This window comes from Sphingobacterium sp. 40-24 (genome assembly GCF_001899705.1).
GTDB classification, from domain to species: Bacteria; Bacteroidota; Bacteroidia; order Sphingobacteriales; family Sphingobacteriaceae; genus Sphingobacterium; species Sphingobacterium multivorum.
Map to the genome: position 1 here is coordinate 259691 of NZ_MKWH01000009.1, position 17252 is coordinate 276942.

Consider the following 17252-nt stretch of genomic DNA (forward strand, 5'->3'; position numbering starts at 1 on the left):
TACTAACTAGGTCCGCTTACAAAAGTGTAGTTTTGTGTGTGGTAAATTTAACCTTTAAACGTTTATGAATAAAACTCATTTCAAGTTATTTGCTGCCTTTTTGCTCGGTACATCCTTTCTGCAAACAAAAGCGCAAGAAACCCTATTGCTTCGAAATCCAAGTATTAGCGCCAACAATATTGCTTTTGTCTATGGTGGAGATATTTGGATTGCCGAAAAAAACGGAGCTAATCCGAGACGCCTTACAACAAATCCTGGAGTGGAACAGAATCCAATGTTTTCTCCAGATGGCAAGAAAGTTGCATTCACAGGAAATTATGACGGAAATACAGACGTATATGTAATCCCTGTAACGGGTGGTGAGCCCAAACGGATCACTTATCACCCTTCTTCGGATGTATTGCGGGGATGGCTCAATAATGATGAAGTATATTATACGACATCTCGTGATTTCACCTATGCTTTAAGTCCACGATTATACAGTTCCAATATTCAAATGTCAGGAATGGACAAGGCGCTTATTATGCCTGAAGCGACTCAGGGAAGCCCTTCTGCTGATGGTCGTTACTGGGCTTATATCAAAAACACTGACCCTACTGAAAGAGATCGAGTTGCCTTTAAACGCTACCGGGGTGGTGGTATGCCGACAATTTGGATCTTCGATACGAAAACCAAAGAAATAGAAGCTATTCCGCAGGTTAAAAGTAATGATGTTAAACCATTATGGTTGGGAAATAAGATCTACTTCCTTTCCGATCGTGATAAAATTGTTAACATCTATAGTTATGATACCAAATCCAAAAAGGTAGAAAAGCTAACGGATTTTAAAGATTACGATGTGCGTTCGCTGAATGGAAATGGGACTGAGTTGATCTTTGAATATGCTGGCGTATTAAATACACTAAATCTGGGCGATAATAAAGTCACTCCTTTGCATATTACGGTGAATACAGATGTAATGTATAAAAGACCGTATTATAAAGACATTAAGGACGATATACGTTATGCTACCCTATCGCCAACAGGTCAACGGGCATTATTAGAGGCGCGGGGAGAGATATTTACGGTACCTAAGGAGAAAGGTGAAGCCCGAAATTTATCTAATTCTCCGGGTTCTCATGAGCGTTTTCCGGATTGGTCTCCAAATGGAAAATGGATTTCTTATATTTCAGACAAAAATGGATCTTATCAGTTGGTGCTGATGGATCAATTTGGAAAAGATAAACCCCTGTACTTTAACTTAGGAGAAACGAACTTCTATTTTGAACCAACATGGTCACCGGATTCCAAGAAGTTGTTTTACAATGATTCACATCTTAATCTGTTTTATATTGATATCGCTTCAAAGGCCATTGTTAAAGTTGCAGACGATAAATTGAGCGGTCAAACTGGCCGTGTATCCAATCATTTCCAACCAAGCTGGTCTCCTGATTCAAAATGGATATCTTTTATACGTACATTGGAAAATGGGGTACCCGCTGTGTTTATGTATAACTTGGATACAAAGAAAACTCAGCAAATTACGGATGGTATGAGCTCTGCGCGTAGTACAGCTTTTTCCCAGGATGGTAAATATCTATTTTTTACAGCGAGTACAAATACAGGGTTGACAAATTCTGGCTTACATATGTCCGCGGTGCAGCGTAATGTTGATTATGCCGTATATGGCTTTATTTTATCCAGTAAAACACCATCATTCTTTAAGAATGATAGTGATGAGGAACAAATCCGTGAGGATAAGGTGGATAAAAAGGAAGAAGGAGATGGTGATAAAAAAGATCGTGTAAAAGAAAACGATAAAAAATCACCTAAAAAGGATAAAAAGGAAGAGGCAGTGGCAAGTAAGCCCATTGATAAATCTATTCAAGTTGACTTCGATCGTATAGAAAACAGAATAGTTGCCCTCCCTTTACCTGCTGGACCTTATTGGAATTTGAATGGTTTAGTGCCAAATCAATTGACTTACCAACGTGGGGGAACAATCGGAGCATATGATTTTAAGGATCTCGAAAACAAAACCTTAGTGGAAAATGCCCGTAGTTTTGTTATTAGCGCCGATGGTAAGAAGATGTTATATCAAACGGGAAATGGATTCAATATTGTAACAGCTGGACAAAAAGTAGCCTCTCCTACTGCTGGCGAAGTTAAGCTAGGCGGAATTCAGCAATTGGTGGATCCCGCTGCCGAATGGAAACAGGTATTCAATGAAGTTTGGTCAATGCAAAAAGACTATTTTTATGTTGAAAACATGCATGGTGCTGACTGGAAAGCGATGAAAACCAAATATGAAAAATTCCTGCCTTTTGTAAACCATCGTTCTGATCTTGGTTATTTATTGAATGAAATGATGGGAGAAATGGTCGTGGGACACAATTATATCTATCCTGGAGATCAACCTTCCACGCCGTCGGTTTCAGTTGGTGTGTTGGGAGCAGATTATACGTTAAAGAATGGTTACTATCAGATTGCTAAATTGTTTACGCGTCTTGAATGGAATCCATCGTTCAAAGCCCCATTGGCTGAACCGGGATTAAACATCAAAGAAGGAGACTATATTGTTGCTGTTAATGGTGCTGAATTGACTGAAGATAAGGATATCTATAGTTTATTTGACAATACTGTTGGTAAACAAGTTACGTTGAAGGTCAATTCAAAACCTTCATTGGTCGGCGCTCGTGAAGTAATCGTTAAACCGATCTCGTTTAGCGACGAGATGAATTTGCGGAGCATGGAATGGGTTGAAAGGAACCGTAAGAAAGTAAATGAATTGAGTAATGGGCAAATAGCTTATGTTTACATGCCAAATACCGGTGCTGAAGGTTATACCTATTTCAATCGTTATTATTTCGCTCAGATGGATAAAAAGGCTCTTCTGATGGATGAAAGAAACAATGGTGGTGGCTGGGTGGCCGATTATGTCATTGATCTTTTGTCCCGTGAACTGATTGCTGGTTGGGGAATTCGTGATGGAAAAGGATTTACTACACCAGGAAATGGTATTTATGGACCTAAAGCCATGATCATTAATGAAAATGCAGGTTCAGGTGGCGATATGATGCCTTATATGTTCCGTTTTAAAGGGCTGGGTAAATTGGTTGGTCGTACGACAATGGGGATTTTGGTTGGCATAAGTGGCTATCCTCCTTTATTGGATGGCGGCCGTATTACTTCGCCAAACTTCGGTGTATATGACCTCAAAGGAAATTGGATTATTGAAAATGAAGGTGTGGCTCCTGATGTATTTATCGAACAATTGCCTAAAGATCTTTTGGAGGGTCGTGATCCTCAACTTGAAAGAACGGTGAAGATATTGTTGGAAGAAATGAAAACATATCCTTACAAAAATTTACAAAAACCAGCCGATCCTATTCGGGTGAATTAAAAGAGTATAAATCTAAGGGCTTTGAAGAGATTCAAAGCCCTTTTTTGATCATATAGTTTGTATGTAACTGCATCCATATCCGAGATGATTGAATATATCTCGTGTAGTTTTTATCGTAATTAGATTATATCATTCGTTTTCATTAGGCCAATACAAATCAGATGCTAAAATTTGATTGGACATGACAATTTTAATAAATCTTGCTTTTATTGTTATCTTTAACTGATATTTACTAGATATGTTTCCTGAAAAAACACCCCATCCGTTTCAATCTTTATTACGTTTGATCTTAATGGTTATTGGTTTTTCCATTCTTTCGCAGATTATTGCCATTCTGATTATTGCAAGTTATTATTCATTTACAGGGCAGGTCTTCTCCTTGGAGTCTATATTGAATGGATCTGCCAATGATATGCGATTTATGTTGTTAATGAGTAGCTTGGGATCTTTTGTTGTGCCAGCTTATCTGATGAATACACGCGAAGGATATGGTAAAGCCTATTTTAAATTGAAAAATTGGCCTAGCGGAATGCAATTTGGCTATATATTTTTAGCAATGCTTTCTTTTATGCCTTTGATGAGTCTGATCGGTCATTGGAATGAATCCTTACAATTGCCCGATAATATGCAATCTTTGCAGCGTTGGATGGAGCATAGTGAAAAGGAATCGGCCGAATTAATCAAGGTTATTATTATGGAGTCGAGTGTATCCGGCTTTTTGTATAATATTGTTATACTGGCTTTGATTCCGGCCATAGGTGAAGAATTGTTGTTCCGTGGTGTTTTGCAAAAAATAATGGGAAGATGGTTGAGCAATCAGCATGTGGTTATATGGCTTGTTGCCATTATTTTCAGTGCGATACATCTGCAATTTTTTGGTTTTGTTCCCCGCATGTTATTGGGCGCTTTTTTTGGCTATCTTTATGTATGGAGCAAGAACATCGTACTGCCCATTTTTGGACACTTTGTCAACAATGCCGGAGCCACAATCGGGGCATTTTATTACGTAAGAGAGGGTAAGAGTTATGATGAATTCAATGCATTTGAATTGCAATCTTGGTGGATATATCTTGTAGGCTTCATTTTTACTCTTATTTTTGTATTCTTATTTTATAGATCAACGCAAAAAGAAAATAATGGAGAACGATTGGAAAAAAATTAAAACATATACAAATGCGATTCAAGCCGAGATAGTCAAGCAAATGCTGGAAGAAAATGGTATTCCTACTGTCGCAATGAATAAACAAGATTCTTCTTATTTATTTGGGAAAATTGAACTCTATGTCAGTGAAGGATCTATTGATCTGGCCGAAACATTAATTGAGGAAGCAGAAAGAGGGCTTTAAGAGATGAAAACAAGAACAATAACGGGAGTAATCTTTGTGGCTGTCATGATAGCTGCCACTCTTTTGGGCGCTTATGTCTATTCCATTTTTTTTACACTGCTCAGTACATGGTGTCTTTATGAATTCTATGGAATAGTTTCATCCGAAGAACGCGCCCCAAATAAGTGGATAGGCATAACACTGGCCTTACTCTTATTTGTTTTGGGCTCATTAGTTTCGATGGACCTGCTTGCGGTAAAATTTTTAGCACTGATTATCCCATTTGTAAGTGCGACTTATATTATTTCACTTTTTCAGAAGAGAACTTTTCCTTTCAATGATATTGCCTATACTTTTTTGGGTATAGCTTATGTTACATTGCCTTTCTTCCTATTTTCCAAATTAGGGTTTCTGCAAGGTACTTTTAACTATGTACTGCCCTTAGGTTTTTTGATCTTATTGTGGACAAACGATACCGGGGCATATCTCGCTGGACGAAGCTTTGGAAAACGTAAATTATTCGAACGGATCTCACCAAAGAAAACATGGGAAGGTTTCTTTGGGGGCTTGATTTTGGCTATTGTTGCTGCTGTAAATCTGGAAAAATATTTTGGTTATCTTCCACTTTGGCAATGGGTAAGTATTGCGGCAATTATCAGTATTGTTGGAACATTGGGGGATTTAGTAGAGTCTATGTTAAAGCGTAGTTTGCACGTAAAAGATTCCGGAAATATATTGCCTGGACATGGTGGTTTTTTAGATAGATTTGATGGGTTGTTATTAGCGGCACCTATGGTCTATGTTTTCTTAATTTTAATCAATTGATTGTATTATGAGTCACATTCAAAAATCTACATTTGATTTTTTAACGGAATTGAAAGCCAATAATTCTCGGGAGTGGTTTGCCGATAACAGAGCTAAATATGAAGCTGCATTGGCTGATGTGAGAAATTTTTTGACAGATTTAATTGCTGCATTGAGCGAGTTTGACCCTAAAATTAATACTTCCATTCAAGCAAGTAAATGTTTGTTTCGCATTTACCGGGATACACGCTTTTCAAATGATAAAACTCCTTATAAAAGTTGGTTTGGGGCAGGAATTTCTGTTGATGGAAGAAAGTTGCAGGGACCAGAGTACTATATTCATATTGGAGCGGAAAATTCATTTATCGCCTGTGGGTATTGGCGTCCTGAAAAGCAACATTTAGAGGCAATAAGACAAGAAATTGATTACAGTGGTGATAAATTGGATGAAATTTTAAAAACAGCATTGACTGGCAGTAATATTGCGCTTTTCAAAGAAGATTTACTGAAACGTGCGCCGGCCGGCTATAGTGAAGATAATCCGTTTATTGACTTTATCAAATTGAAGAGTTTTGTGTTGGATAGATCTTTAACTACAAAGGAGTTATCTGCAAAAAATGCACTGGATAATATCGTGGCTTCCTATAAAAGTATGCTTCCTTTTAAAGAGTTTTTACAAGAAGCCATCGATACAGAATAATTATTCAGGCAAGCTGATTTTGCCCATACAGACAGCGGGAGAGTCTTTAATTTGCGCTACATTGGATTTGTTGCCTACCAAAGTCTCATTTGCTAATAGCGCAAAGAGAACGGCCTCTTTTGCATCTGGGTTGATACCCAATGTTGCAAAACTTTCAACGTTACAAGTAGGTAGGCTCCTTTTGATGTAATCGAACAGCAATGGATTGTGTAGTCCACCACCACTAATGTACACCGCTACATCGGATAGCTCTTCTGACTGCTTGCGAATGCCATTGACCATCGCATGAGCAGCAAAGCGATTGAGGGTCGCCATAACATCCACATGTGGAATATGGCTTGTTTTCGAACAATCCTGTGCCCTTGCGAGATAAGCGAGATTAAATAGTTCCGGCCCAGTGGTTTTTGGAAAGGGCAGCGTTAGAAACTCCTCCGTTAATAATTGATTCAATAGCGCATCATTTACTTCGCCCTTTTTAGCCATATAGGCATCTTTATCCATTTCCTGATCAAAATTTACCTTCATGTATTGGTTCATCATTGTATTGCCTGGACCGAGATCTGTCGCATAAGCTTTCGACTTTGTTTGATGGCTTGGGATAAATGTGAAATTAGAAATACCGCCAATATTCAATAAGAATCGATTTTCTGTTGCATGCGAGAAAAGAAGGTAGTCGCCATAGGCTGCCAAAGGTGCCCCTTCTCCTCCTGCAGCAATATGTTTTTGCCTAAAGTCAGATAGGGTTATGATACCTGTATCTACCGCGATATGATCTCCATCTCCAATCTGTAAAGTGCTGTTGGGCCAGTTGCGGTCTTTGGTCAACGATTGAGGAGCATGGTATACGGTTTGCCCATGGCTGGCTATACAATCAATCTCACTGCTTGATAGATTCCATTGTTGCAATGCTGTGTTGATTAATTTGGCATGCGTGACTCCAATATAAGCATGGAGTCCCGAAAATAATTGCTGGTCGATATTTCGTTTTGCAAAAACTTCACGCACCCGCTCTCTAAAATCATCCTCATAATCCATTGTAGTAAAATTCTCGAGCTGTATTTTCGTTGTTTTACCTGCATTTTCTATGCGGCACACGGCGATATCAAGACCATCCAGGGATGTTCCGGACATCAGGCCAATAATACGACGTTCTTTCTTTTGTGAAATTTGGTAAAGTCTTTCGATTTGAGGATTCATAGCTTAAAAATAAACACAAAAATGTTATGATGAATATCATTTTTGACAATTAAAGATATTTTGTAACTTCACGGCATTAAAAATCAAAAAATTAAATACAATGAATTTTCCAGCAGAATTGAAATACACCAAAGATCACGAATGGATTCGTGTTGAAGGTGATGAAGCAGTTGTAGGGATTACCGATTTCGCTCAACGTGAATTGGGTGACATCGTTTTTGTTGACATAAACACTGTAGGTGAAGAAGTAGCCGCTAATGAAGTTTTCGGTACAATTGAAGCCGTAAAAACAGTTTCTGATTTGTTTTTACCTGTAGCAGCTACGATTTTATCGGTGAATGAAGCTATTGATGCATCTCCTGAATTGGTCAATTCTGATCCTTATGGTGAAGGCTGGATTGTTCGTATTAAGTTGAACAACGCTGCTGATGTTGACGCTTTGTTATCTGCTGATCAGTACAAAGAAGAGATCAACGCATAAATTTGATATATAAAAAAATAAAATAGGGGCCTTTTGGCCCCTATTTTATTTTTCGTCGTTTATTGGGTTTTTAAGGTGGTCTTTATTTTTGCTTCAGGCATATCCACGGCACTTGTCATTTCTGTACTCGTGGTAAGACAGGTCTTTTTATCCAAGACATAGAAGCCCTGCACGTTGCCTACCTGATTTGCATCCGGACCGAACATTTTTCCTTCAACATTTACTTTATAGCCTAGCTCATTTGCTTCTATTAAAGTCATTTTGTTTTCTACTGAAATGCCTGAATCATCTGATTCAGTTTTGGATGTCCAAGAATCACCTATTTTAATCGGCTGCTCAGGCAATACTGTAGTTATATTTTCGAACATACTTTTATCAAACGGCATGTTAATGCCCTCAGGCAACTTGATATCGGAAGATTTGCCAAGTTGATCAACATTAAAGCTAATGCTATTTTCGAGCAACTTGCCTAAGGTCGCATGCATCTGTTTAGAAAATTCATTGGCCTCGGGGTTTTTAGAGTCGTAAGTCATATCCATTCCTGCCATATTCATTTTCATGTTGATTCCGGTATATTTAAGATCGAACGCAAATATGTTGTCTTTTTTCGTCGTATTGGTGATATCAAAGCCCATATTAAGGTCTGTCACCATTTTTTGGCCAGCAGCGTCAATATCCATGGTCATCACAAGATTTTGTGATATTTTTTTCCCTGAATCGGGATTTACGCGTAATGTGTATTTCTTTTGTGCGGAAGCAGATATCACGAGAAATGCAAATACAGCCATTAAAGAGGCAATTCTTAATTTTTTCATATATGGAATTTTAATTTTTTTAGTAAGCAACAATTGGCCAGTTTAAATATAAAAAAAATCCCTTTCACACAGTAAAAGGGATTTTAATTTTTTTAAGGATGTAATTCGTATTACTTCTTGATATAAGATACTTCTTTCACAGCTTTAACAACTTTCTCAACGCTAGGTAAAGCAGCTTCGATCAATGTTGGAGCATAAGGAAGAGGTACATCTGCACAATTTACGCGGATAACTGGGGCATCTAAGTAATCAAATGCATTACGTTGTACATTGAATGCTAAGTCGGTAGAAATAGACGCTAGTGGCCATGCTTCTTCCACGATTACCAAACGGTTTGTTTTCTTAACAGACGCGATGATTGTAGGGTAATCGATAGGACGTACCGAACGCAAGTCAATCAATTCAACGCTGATACCTTCTTTTTTCAATTCTTCAACTGCAGGAATGACAACGCGAGGAAGCATTTTACCAAAAGACACAACAGTTACATCTGTACCTTCTTGGATAATATTAGCTTTTCCGATTTCTAAGTAATATTCTTCTTCAGGAACTTGTCCTTTATCACCATACATTACCTCAGATTCCATGAAGATAACAGGATCTGGATCGATAATAGCTGATTTCAATAAACCTTTAGCTTCATATGGGTTCGAAGGAACCACAACTTTTAAACCTGGTGTATTTGCAAACCAGTTCTCAAAGTTTTGAGAGTGTTGTGCTGCAAGCTGACCCGCATTTCCTGTAGGACCACGGAAGACCATCGGAATAGAGAACTGTCCACCACTCATCGAGTGAATTTTAGCTGCCGCATTGATTACTTGGTCAATTGCAACAAGTGAGAAGTTGAATGTCATGAATTCAACAATTGGCTTCAAACCATTCATTGCAGCACCAACAGCAATACCAGCAAAACCAAGTTCCGCAATAGGTGTATCAATGATACGCTTTGCACCGAATTCATCAAGCATACCCTGACTTACTTTGTAAGCTCCGTTATACTCAGCAACTTCTTCTCCTAATAAAAATATTTTGTCGTCTTTACGCATTTCTTCGTTCATTGCTTCACGAAGTGCTTCTCTGAATTGTATTTCTCTCATCAGTTGTAAAATAGTGTCAATTTTTAGATTACAAATCTACTATTTAAAATTGATATTTTGAAGATTTGAACCCGCTAATTCTATAGTTTTATGTCATTTTTTAATAAGTAAATGACTTTTGTATTAAATTTTTGAATATAAGTTGTTCAGATATTCTAATGTTTTTATAAGTGCCTTATTACTATTCATTATCGCTAACGGAATGTTCCACGTGGCACGGTTCCTTCTTTCCACGTAATTTGAAATACCGCGAATCTCAATCACGGGAATTGTCATTTTATCGGCTGCATAGAAAACCGCAGCTCCTTCCATACTTTCAACAAGGCTATTAGGATGCAGTTTTTTAATTTTTTCGATACTTTCTGTGCTACCATGGACTTTGTTTACGGTAATTCCTTCCCCATGTTTTAGAAAAGGAAGCCTAAGCTCCTTGTCATTCAGTAAAGACGAGGTAAATGTAGACCTTCCATAGCCCAATTGATCTATTGGAATAAAATTATGACCGTCTTCCGCACCTAGTTCAACAAATGACTCTGAAACGACCTGAATAACCGAGCCTATTTCAATAGTACGATCCAAACATCCTCCTATCCCGACATTAATAAGGAGATCATATTTTTTTTCGTGTAGCATTCTTCCCAGCTCAAAGCCTGTGGCGACCATGCCTACACCAGTTACTAGGGTATCGCATTGATCGTAATTTGATACCACTTCCAGAAAAGGCTGCAATTCAAATGAAGTAGCCGCAATAATTAATATTTGCATGACGAGCTCGTTTTGGATTGAAAATTACAAATTATCTTGCAAGCGCATCTCTTTTTAGCATAAAAATATCATGCTTGCAATGCGTCCTGCTTAGAAACCCGAGCTTGATGTTAATAGGGCTAACTGCTTTTTGCTATGATCTCCTCTTTTATAATGCTGTACGAACTGTTTAGTTTTTGTCCCGATGCTATTGGAAACAATGCTAATCGATGGATATAATCGCTTGAATTAGTTTAGATTTTATATAGCCTTAGTTTAGATTTTAGTTAGGGTTACTTTAGGTAAAAGCTATATAAAACCTAAACTAACCCTAACTAAACCCTAAGTAAACCCTAACTAAAGGTAAAAGAAAATGGCCTTAAAAATTAGCATTCATTGTTGTTCTTTTTAAGCTGGGAGTATTTACACTCCGCTACAAAATTTGATATCAGATTATTCTTGAAAGCGGGTTATGGGTAAGGATAAAGTGCTTAGATTTTTGCCTGTTTGTTCAACAAAAGAGAAAGCACTTCATTATATTACTATATTCTGACGGCATTCCTTAAATTGAGATGTTTTAATTGCACTTAAAGCCTTATCTTTGTATCATTATGGTATTTATAACTCGTCGTGAACGTTTCTGTGCTGCGCACAAGCTCTATCGTGAAGACTGGAGTAAGGAGCAGAATGAACAGGTATTTGGTCTTTGCTCCAATCCAAATTGGCATGGACATAATTATGATCTTTATGTAACAGTTAAAGGAAAAGTCAACCCGGAGACTGGTTTTTTGATCGATTTAAAGATCATGAAAGAAATAATCAATCGTAGTATCATAGACAAAGTCGATCACCGTAATTTCAATTTAGATGTTGATTTTATGAAAGGAGTCATGGCTTCTACGGAAAATATCGCAATCGAAATATTTAAGATCTTAAAACCGTTATTTGATGAACAGGGTGTGATCTTGCATAGTGTCCGTTTGCATGAAACAGAAAATAATTACGTCGAATATTTTGGCGATTAATCTTTAATACATTTAAATAGTAGAAACTATGAGTCAACACTCATTTGACAACGAAGAGTTGGATGGATATATTAAGATCGACAAATACAATACTGAAAAGGTAGATCGCATCGCTGCTCATTATACAGATATATTGGAATGTCTGGGGGAAGATCCAAAACGCGAAGGTTTAGTGAAAACACCAGAACGTGTTGCAAAGGCACTGCAATTTCTGACACATGGCTATGATATCGATGCTGCGGAGGTATTACGTGGTGCTATGTTTGAGGAAGACTATAGTCAAATGGTCGTCGTTAAGGATATTGAAGTATATTCTCTTTGTGAGCACCATATGTTGCCTTTCTTTGGTAAAGCCCATATTGCATATATTCCAAATGGCCATATTGTAGGTTTAAGCAAGATACCACGTGTCGTTGATATTTTTGCGCGTCGTCTGCAGGTTCAGGAACGTCTCACCAATGAGATCAGAGATTGTATTCAAGAAACTTTAGGCGCTCGTGGAGTAGCTGTGGTTATGGAATGCAAGCACATGTGTATGGCGATGCGTGGAGTTCAGAAACAGAATTCCGTAACCACTACCTCTGCATTTACTGGAGCATTCCAAAATGATGTGACAAGATCCGAATTTTTACGCTTGATCACTGCTGATCTTGCTTAATATATTTGTTGTTTAATAATAAAAAATAGCCCGCTAAAATATCACCTTTTAGTGGGTTATTTTTTTGATAAAATTTGGAAGCAAAATGGAAAATCAAAAAATGGCAATAGCGCTTTTTTACGCATCTGACGCGATTAGCGAAAAATGTTCTTTACAAAGTTGTAATTGTATTTGACTGATAATCAGTTTTTTGTAAAAAAAAGTTTTTATCATAAAAAAGTTTTTTGGTACCTTTGTGGTTATGGAAATTGTTGCCGACGATTTAGAGTCCTATTTGGAACATACTACAGACGAAGAAAATTCGTTACTGAAAAGGGTAAATCGGGAGACTTATTTGAAGGAAACAATGCCCCATATGTTATCTGGTCACTACCAGGGAAGAGTTCTTTCTTTATTGAGTAAATTGGTTGCTCCGAAACGTATCTTGGAGATAGGAACGTTTACGGGATATGCTACATTATGTCTCGCAGAAGGGCTGCAAGAAGATGGGATATTATACACCATTGATATCAATGCAGAACAACAAGAACGTGTACAAGGGTATTTTGATGAATCGGCATTTGCAGATAAAATCAGCTATCATATTGGAGATGCAGCGGTAATATTACCTACATTAAATGAAACATTTGATTTGGTATTTATCGACGCGGACAAAAAGAGAAATTTATATTATTTCGAAACGATAATAAATCAAGTTCCGTCTGGGGGACTTATTTTGATTGACAATGTCTTATGGAAAGGTAAGGTGTTAGATTCAAAACCAGACAACCAAACAAAGCAGATCATTGATTTGAATGCACGTTTAGCTCAGGACAAGCGCGTAGAAAAGGTAATATTACCGATTCGAGACGGACTTTTTGCCTTACGCAAGAAGTAATTTGTGAACTAAAACATTCTTCATGAATTTAAAACAATTAAAAAGCTTTGTACTGTTACTAGCTTTGGGAACTTTTGGATTGACAAAAGTTTCAGCTCAAAGTAATGCGGCATATGTCGATAAGTACAGTCCAATAGCAAAAGAAATGATGGAGGAACACGGTGTTCCAGCATCGGTTATCTTAGCCATCGCTATGCATGAAAGCGGAAATGGTGGTAGCAGGGTAGCAAAAAATTTGAATAACCATTTTGGTGTCAAAGGAAAAAACAACAGTACCGTTATTCGGTCAGCTTACAAAGGTTATCGGTCTGTAATGGACTCGTACGATGATTTTGTAGGAATAGTAAAAAGAAAAAAGACTACTCAGAGTCTTTTTGAAAAACATCCTGGTGAAAAATACGAGGCTTGGGTAAAAGCGATCGCACGTTCAGGTTACTCCACGAGTAAAGGTTGGACGGCAAAAGTACTCGCTACTATTAGACAATATCACTTGGATATGTTTGATAATGATGCTAAGCAAAATAGATTCTCGTCAACAAAAAAATAAGCGCGATAGTATTGCATGAAGAAGTTTTTTTATGGCATGTTTGTATTCATGATGTTGATTACATCATGTTCGAGCCGAAGAGGTACAATATCCTCCTCTAAACCTGGCTCCAATTCAAAAACTTCTTCATCTTCTTCTGTGGGAAGGCCGACCATGGCAGGTAACGACTATATTGCTCATTACAAAGACGTGGCCGTTGCAGAAATGAATAAATATGGTATTCCTGCGAGCATTAAACTTGCTCAGGCTTTACTGGAATCAGGTAATGGAAATAGCTATTTAGCGCGTGAGGCCAATAATCATTTCGGTATTAAATGCGGTGGCGTTTGGAAAGGAAAATCCGTGACTCGTCCCGATGATAATATAAATGACTGCTTTCGTGTTTATGAAAATCCCGAACAATCTTTTCGGGATCACTCAGAGTTTCTATTACGACCGCGATATGCGGCACTCTTTAAGTTGGATAAGAACGACTATAAAGGCTGGGCCAAAGGCTTGAAAGCGGCTGGATACGCCACCAATCCGCGTTATCCGGAATTGTTGATCGAAATGATCGAAAGATACCATCTTGATCAATATGACCGTGGTGAATCGCCGCGTGAAAAAGTTGTACGAGAAGAGACTGTACAGGTCGAGATCGTACAGAATGTAAAAGAAACACCTCCTGCCGTTGTAAAAACAGAAGAAATCAAGAGCCCTGTGGCGATGCGTATTCATGAGGTTAAAGCGCAAGATACGTTATATTCGCTTAGTAAGCTGTACAATGTATCCGTTGATCAGATCAAATCCCTAAACGGTCTTGCCGATGATGCACTGTCTTTAGGCCAACTATTGGTTATATCTAAATAGTTACGTTTTAAAAGATGTTAAATATTTCGCTTTTGTACAGCGATATAGTAGTTTTACGAAAGTGATACTATTGCGATATATTTTTCTACTTATTGCCCTTGTGGGCTTTACCTCTCCACTTTTTTGCCAAGATAAAAAAGTCGAGGGTATCGTTTTTGATAAAAATACCAAACAACGTATTGGAAATGTAAGGCTGGCCAACTTACGTACTGGCGAGGTCAATTATAATACTATTAAAGGAGAATTTGCCTTTAATGCACAACTAGGAGATCATATTGTTGCGCTATGTAAAGGCTATTTTTCAGATACTCTTCAGGTGGATAACCGCGGATTGTTACTGTTTCATTTGGTACGTGAATCGTTTTATATTGATGAAGTTCAGGTTTTTGCACGCAAGACACCAGAGGAAATTCTGAAAAAAGCAAAAGAGGATTATGAGAAAGCGTATCGTCTTGCGGGTTATGGAGACGTATTTTCTGTTGGCCCAAATGGGGCTGGATTAAGCATCAATTCAATTTATAGTTTATTTAGCAAGGAGGCTAAAAGAGCACGTCGACTAACGAAAACCATTGAGAATGATTACAAGGAAAATGTGATCGATTATAAATTCACCAAAGAGCTTATTAGCAAGATTACAGGCTTAAATAGCGAAGAAGCTGAACGATTTCGAAGGATATTTAGACCCTCCTATTTCTTTATTCTCTCAGCGAGTGATTATGAACTGACGAATTATATCAAGGATTGCTATTCACGGTATCAATTGAACCCTTCGCAATATTTTATTGAGCCTTTTCCAACAATTAATTATAAATTAGTACCGTAAACAAAAAATAGACGTTTTCAGAATGAAGTTATTCAATTTTGTCGGCATCGCTATGCTTTGCCTTTCTATTACCAGCTTAAAGGCACAGGATCTGAAAGATCTTCGAGCGAAACCAGATACCGTAATTTCTGTACAGAAAGAGCAACCATTAAATATTAAAACGATTCGTCCTATAGTTCCAAAACTAAACTTAGAAGTAGACTATTGGAAACATTGGACAAAATTCGGGATCAATTTAAACCAGGCGTCATTTAATGATAATTGGAAAGGTGGTGGTGTTGGTTCTATTGCTGTAGGATTGAATGCGAATCATAAATCGGATTATACGAAGGATAATTTCAATTTTGTGACGGAAGTTGATTTGCGTTATGGAAAGATAAAGAATACCAATAATATTGCGAAGAAGAATAATGATCGTATATTTTGGGATAATAAGCTTTCTTACAAATTGTCTGCCAATTGGGCATTGTTTACGTCTGTTACATTTGAGTCGCAATTTGATGCGGGTTATAAGTATAAAACGGTTAACGGCAGAGATACAATTGATTATATTGAGAATGCTTTTATGGCACCAGCTTATCTGACAGAATCTTTCGGTCTTGAGTATAAGCCTAGTAACGAATTTTCCTTGCGTTTTGGTACGGGTACCGCCCGTCAAACTTTTATCTTGGATGAACGTGTTAAGCCTCGTTCTGGAGAAGGTTTTTTCGAGAAATATGGATATTATAGAGATCCTAACAATCCAAGTGCGGGTACTGGTGAACGATTTGGTGTAAAGGAAGACCGTTCTTTTGCCAATGCACTGGCATTTCAGCTAACGGGTAACTTAGACAAAAACTTTACAGATAAACTGAATGTCAAGGCTCGTTATAACCTTTTTGCTGACTACGAGAAACTTTCCAATCCTACGCACCGTTTAGATGTAACTGTGACGGCAAAAGTCACTAGAGTTATCAATGTGAACTTAAATGGTATTATGATCTATGATCCGGATGTAATTTCAAGAGTACAATTAAGCCAGTCTTTGGCGATGGGTATAGTCTATAGTTTACCAAAATAATGTTTAGGCCTGTGTCAATAGGGATATTGCTTTGTTCATTGCTGTCTTTGGCAAGCTGCAAGTCGAAGATACAGCCGGTGGTTGCAAAACCGCTAGTGGCGTCTTTTGCCTCTGCATTAGTTGTGGAAGAAAAGGTCGAAGCTAAGCCAGATACCAATTTATTGACACCAGAGGAAAGAAAGGTTGTGTTTTTACAGAAGTCTGGAAACCATCCTTATTGGCGCCAAGAGGAGGCCATACATTATGATGTTCGTAAACCTAACTATGTCATTATTCATCATACAGCACAAGATAGTATTGGGCAGACAATCAAAACCTTTCAGATTCCAAGAACTAAAGTGAGTTCACATTATGTCATTGGCCGGAATGGGGAGATTATACAAATGTTGAACGATTATGTTCGGTCTTGGCATGCAGGGGTGGCAAAATGGGGTTCTATTGTCGACATGAACTCCTGTTCTATTGGTATAGAATTGGATAATAATGGTAGGGAGCCTTTTCCTGAGGCACAAATTAATTCATTGATGACTGTGCTTGATACCTTGAAATCGCGTTATTTAATTCCAGCAAATAATTTTATTGGCCATGCTGATATCGCTCCATCACGCAAGAATGATCCAAGCGTTTTTTTCCCGTGGAAAAAGCTTGCAGAACGGGGTTTTGGAATATGGTATGATGAAGGACAGCTTGTGGCCCCTCCTGATAGCTTTAATGCGATAGACGCGCTTAAAATTATTGGTTATGATACGTCCAATCTAAAAGCCGCTATCGTTGCCTTTAAACGAAAATTTGTCGTTCGGGATACAACCCCCGAATTGACCATATATGATAAGAGTGTATTGTACAATATCTATAAAAAATACTGAGC

General features: G+C 37.8%; 18 protein-coding genes. 14 read left to right on the plus strand and 4 right to left on the minus strand.

From position 1 onward, the window contains the following. The first annotated feature begins 64 nt into the window (after window positions 1-64). The 5 genes from BGP15_RS04385 to BGP15_RS04405 all read left to right on the plus strand — a co-directional run bounded on the left by BGP15_RS04385 (window position 65) and on the right by BGP15_RS04405 (window position 6211). Entirely contained in the window at window positions 65-3382 is a 3318-nt protein-coding gene (locus tag BGP15_RS04385; protein ID WP_286768807.1) for a S41 family peptidase, read from the plus strand. A 238-nt stretch (window positions 3383-3620) separates the two neighbouring features. Beyond that, complete coding sequence (locus BGP15_RS04390; protein WP_286768808.1) at window positions 3621-4544, plus strand: CPBP family intramembrane glutamic endopeptidase; 924 nt, start codon at window positions 3621-3623, stop codon at window positions 4542-4544. Then, window positions 4519-4728 (plus strand): putative signal transducing protein, encoded by a 210-nt coding sequence (locus BGP15_RS04395; protein WP_070562697.1) that lies wholly within the window; start codon window positions 4519-4521, stop codon window positions 4726-4728. The genes BGP15_RS04390 and BGP15_RS04395 overlap by 26 nt, the downstream gene beginning before the upstream one ends. 3 nt (window positions 4729-4731) lie before the next feature. After that, on the plus strand, window positions 4732-5532 hold the full coding sequence (locus tag BGP15_RS04400) for a phosphatidate cytidylyltransferase (protein ID WP_286768809.1): 801 nt from the start codon (window positions 4732-4734) through the stop codon (window positions 5530-5532). 7 nt (window positions 5533-5539) lie between these two features. After that, window positions 5540-6211: a DUF2461 domain-containing protein gene (locus tag BGP15_RS04405; protein ID WP_286768810.1), complete on the plus strand. Its 672-nt coding sequence runs from the start codon at window positions 5540-5542 to the stop codon at window positions 6209-6211. Here the strand turns inward: BGP15_RS04405 and BGP15_RS04410 are convergent, their stop codons facing one another. Beyond that, entirely contained in the window at window positions 6212-7408 is a 1197-nt protein-coding gene (locus tag BGP15_RS04410) for an anhydro-N-acetylmuramic acid kinase (protein ID WP_286768811.1), read from the minus strand. A 100-nt stretch (window positions 7409-7508) separates the two neighbouring features. On the opposite strand from BGP15_RS04410, the gene gcvH reads away from it, so the two are divergent. After that, entirely contained in the window at window positions 7509-7889 is a 381-nt protein-coding gene (gene gcvH / locus BGP15_RS04415; RefSeq protein ID WP_286754217.1) for a glycine cleavage system protein GcvH, read from the plus strand. Window positions 7890-7948: 59 nt separating this feature from the next. Here the strand turns inward: gcvH and BGP15_RS04420 are convergent, their stop codons facing one another. The 3 genes from BGP15_RS04420 to mqnB all read right to left on the minus strand — a co-directional run bounded on the left by BGP15_RS04420 (window position 7949) and on the right by mqnB (window position 10566). Then, window positions 7949-8704, minus strand: a complete 756-nt coding sequence (locus tag BGP15_RS04420) for a DUF6263 family protein (RefSeq protein WP_070562709.1) — start codon at window positions 8702-8704, stop codon at window positions 7949-7951. Between the two features lie 110 nt (window positions 8705-8814). Continuing rightward, window positions 8815-9801: a pyruvate dehydrogenase complex E1 component subunit beta gene (locus BGP15_RS04425; protein ID WP_046673190.1), complete on the minus strand. Its 987-nt coding sequence runs from the start codon at window positions 9799-9801 to the stop codon at window positions 8815-8817. A gap of 123 nt (window positions 9802-9924) precedes the next feature. Further along, window positions 9925-10566, minus strand: coding sequence for a futalosine hydrolase (mqnB, locus tag BGP15_RS04430; RefSeq protein ID WP_286768812.1), 642 nt, complete (start codon window positions 10564-10566; stop codon window positions 9925-9927). 590 nt (window positions 10567-11156) lie between these two features. Here mqnB and BGP15_RS04435 point away from each other — a divergent pair. The 8 genes from BGP15_RS04435 (at window position 11157) to BGP15_RS04470 (ending at window position 17250) form a co-directional block, all read left to right on the plus strand. After that, entirely contained in the window at window positions 11157-11570 is a 414-nt protein-coding gene (locus tag BGP15_RS04435) for a 6-pyruvoyl trahydropterin synthase family protein (protein ID WP_070562714.1), read from the plus strand. Between the two features lie 28 nt (window positions 11571-11598). Further along, window positions 11599-12228: a GTP cyclohydrolase I FolE gene (gene folE / locus BGP15_RS04440; RefSeq protein WP_046673193.1), complete on the plus strand. Its 630-nt coding sequence runs from the start codon at window positions 11599-11601 to the stop codon at window positions 12226-12228. A gap of 241 nt (window positions 12229-12469) precedes the next feature. Next, window positions 12470-13105: an O-methyltransferase gene (locus BGP15_RS04445; RefSeq protein ID WP_046673194.1), complete on the plus strand. Its 636-nt coding sequence runs from the start codon at window positions 12470-12472 to the stop codon at window positions 13103-13105. Between the two features lie 22 nt (window positions 13106-13127). Further along, window positions 13128-13652: a glucosaminidase domain-containing protein gene (locus tag BGP15_RS04450; RefSeq protein WP_046673195.1), complete on the plus strand. Its 525-nt coding sequence runs from the start codon at window positions 13128-13130 to the stop codon at window positions 13650-13652. 15 nt (window positions 13653-13667) lie between these two features. Beyond that, window positions 13668-14501, plus strand: coding sequence for a glucosaminidase domain-containing protein (locus BGP15_RS04455; RefSeq protein ID WP_286768813.1), 834 nt, complete (start codon window positions 13668-13670; stop codon window positions 14499-14501). Window positions 14502-14571: 70 nt separating this feature from the next. Then, window positions 14572-15324, plus strand: coding sequence for a hypothetical protein (locus BGP15_RS04460; protein WP_286768814.1), 753 nt, complete (start codon window positions 14572-14574; stop codon window positions 15322-15324). Window positions 15325-15346: 22 nt separating this feature from the next. After that, on the plus strand, window positions 15347-16384 hold the full coding sequence (locus tag BGP15_RS04465; protein ID WP_286768815.1) for a DUF3078 domain-containing protein: 1038 nt from the start codon (window positions 15347-15349) through the stop codon (window positions 16382-16384). An 11-nt stretch (window positions 16385-16395) separates the two neighbouring features. Next, window positions 16396-17250 (plus strand): N-acetylmuramoyl-L-alanine amidase, encoded by an 855-nt coding sequence (locus BGP15_RS04470; RefSeq protein WP_232475646.1) that lies wholly within the window; start codon window positions 16396-16398, stop codon window positions 17248-17250. The last annotated feature ends 2 nt before the right edge of the window (window positions 17251-17252 follow it).

Bases quoted from the DNA above. Each gene is read 5' to 3' on its own strand.
- BGP15_RS04385 (WP_286768807.1), top strand. From the start codon at position 65: ATGAATAAAACTCATTTCAAGTTATTTGCTGCCTTTTTGCTCGGTACA.
- BGP15_RS04390 (WP_286768808.1), top strand. From the start codon at position 3,621: ATGTTTCCTGAAAAAACACCCCATCCGTTTCAATCTTTATTACGTTTG.
- BGP15_RS04395 (WP_070562697.1), top strand. From the start codon at position 4,519: ATGGAGAACGATTGGAAAAAAATTAAAACATATACAAATGCGATTCAA.
- BGP15_RS04400 (WP_286768809.1), top strand. From the start codon at position 4,732: ATGAAAACAAGAACAATAACGGGAGTAATCTTTGTGGCTGTCATGATA.
- BGP15_RS04405 (WP_286768810.1), top strand. From the start codon at position 5,540: ATGAGTCACATTCAAAAATCTACATTTGATTTTTTAACGGAATTGAAA.
- BGP15_RS04410 (WP_286768811.1), bottom strand. From the start codon at position 7,408: ATGAATCCTCAAATCGAAAGACTTTACCAAATTTCACAAAAGAAAGAA.
- gcvH (WP_286754217.1), top strand. From the start codon at position 7,509: ATGAATTTTCCAGCAGAATTGAAATACACCAAAGATCACGAATGGATT.
- BGP15_RS04420 (WP_070562709.1), bottom strand. From the start codon at position 8,704: ATGAAAAAATTAAGAATTGCCTCTTTAATGGCTGTATTTGCATTTCTC.
- BGP15_RS04425 (WP_046673190.1), bottom strand. From the start codon at position 9,801: ATGAGAGAAATACAATTCAGAGAAGCACTTCGTGAAGCAATGAACGAA.
- mqnB (WP_286768812.1), bottom strand. From the start codon at position 10,566: ATGCAAATATTAATTATTGCGGCTACTTCATTTGAATTGCAGCCTTTT.
- BGP15_RS04435 (WP_070562714.1), top strand. From the start codon at position 11,157: ATGGTATTTATAACTCGTCGTGAACGTTTCTGTGCTGCGCACAAGCTC.
- folE (WP_046673193.1), top strand. From the start codon at position 11,599: ATGAGTCAACACTCATTTGACAACGAAGAGTTGGATGGATATATTAAG.
- BGP15_RS04445 (WP_046673194.1), top strand. From the start codon at position 12,470: ATGGAAATTGTTGCCGACGATTTAGAGTCCTATTTGGAACATACTACA.
- BGP15_RS04450 (WP_046673195.1), top strand. From the start codon at position 13,128: ATGAATTTAAAACAATTAAAAAGCTTTGTACTGTTACTAGCTTTGGGA.
- BGP15_RS04455 (WP_286768813.1), top strand. From the start codon at position 13,668: ATGAAGAAGTTTTTTTATGGCATGTTTGTATTCATGATGTTGATTACA.
- BGP15_RS04465 (WP_286768815.1), top strand. From the start codon at position 15,347: ATGAAGTTATTCAATTTTGTCGGCATCGCTATGCTTTGCCTTTCTATT.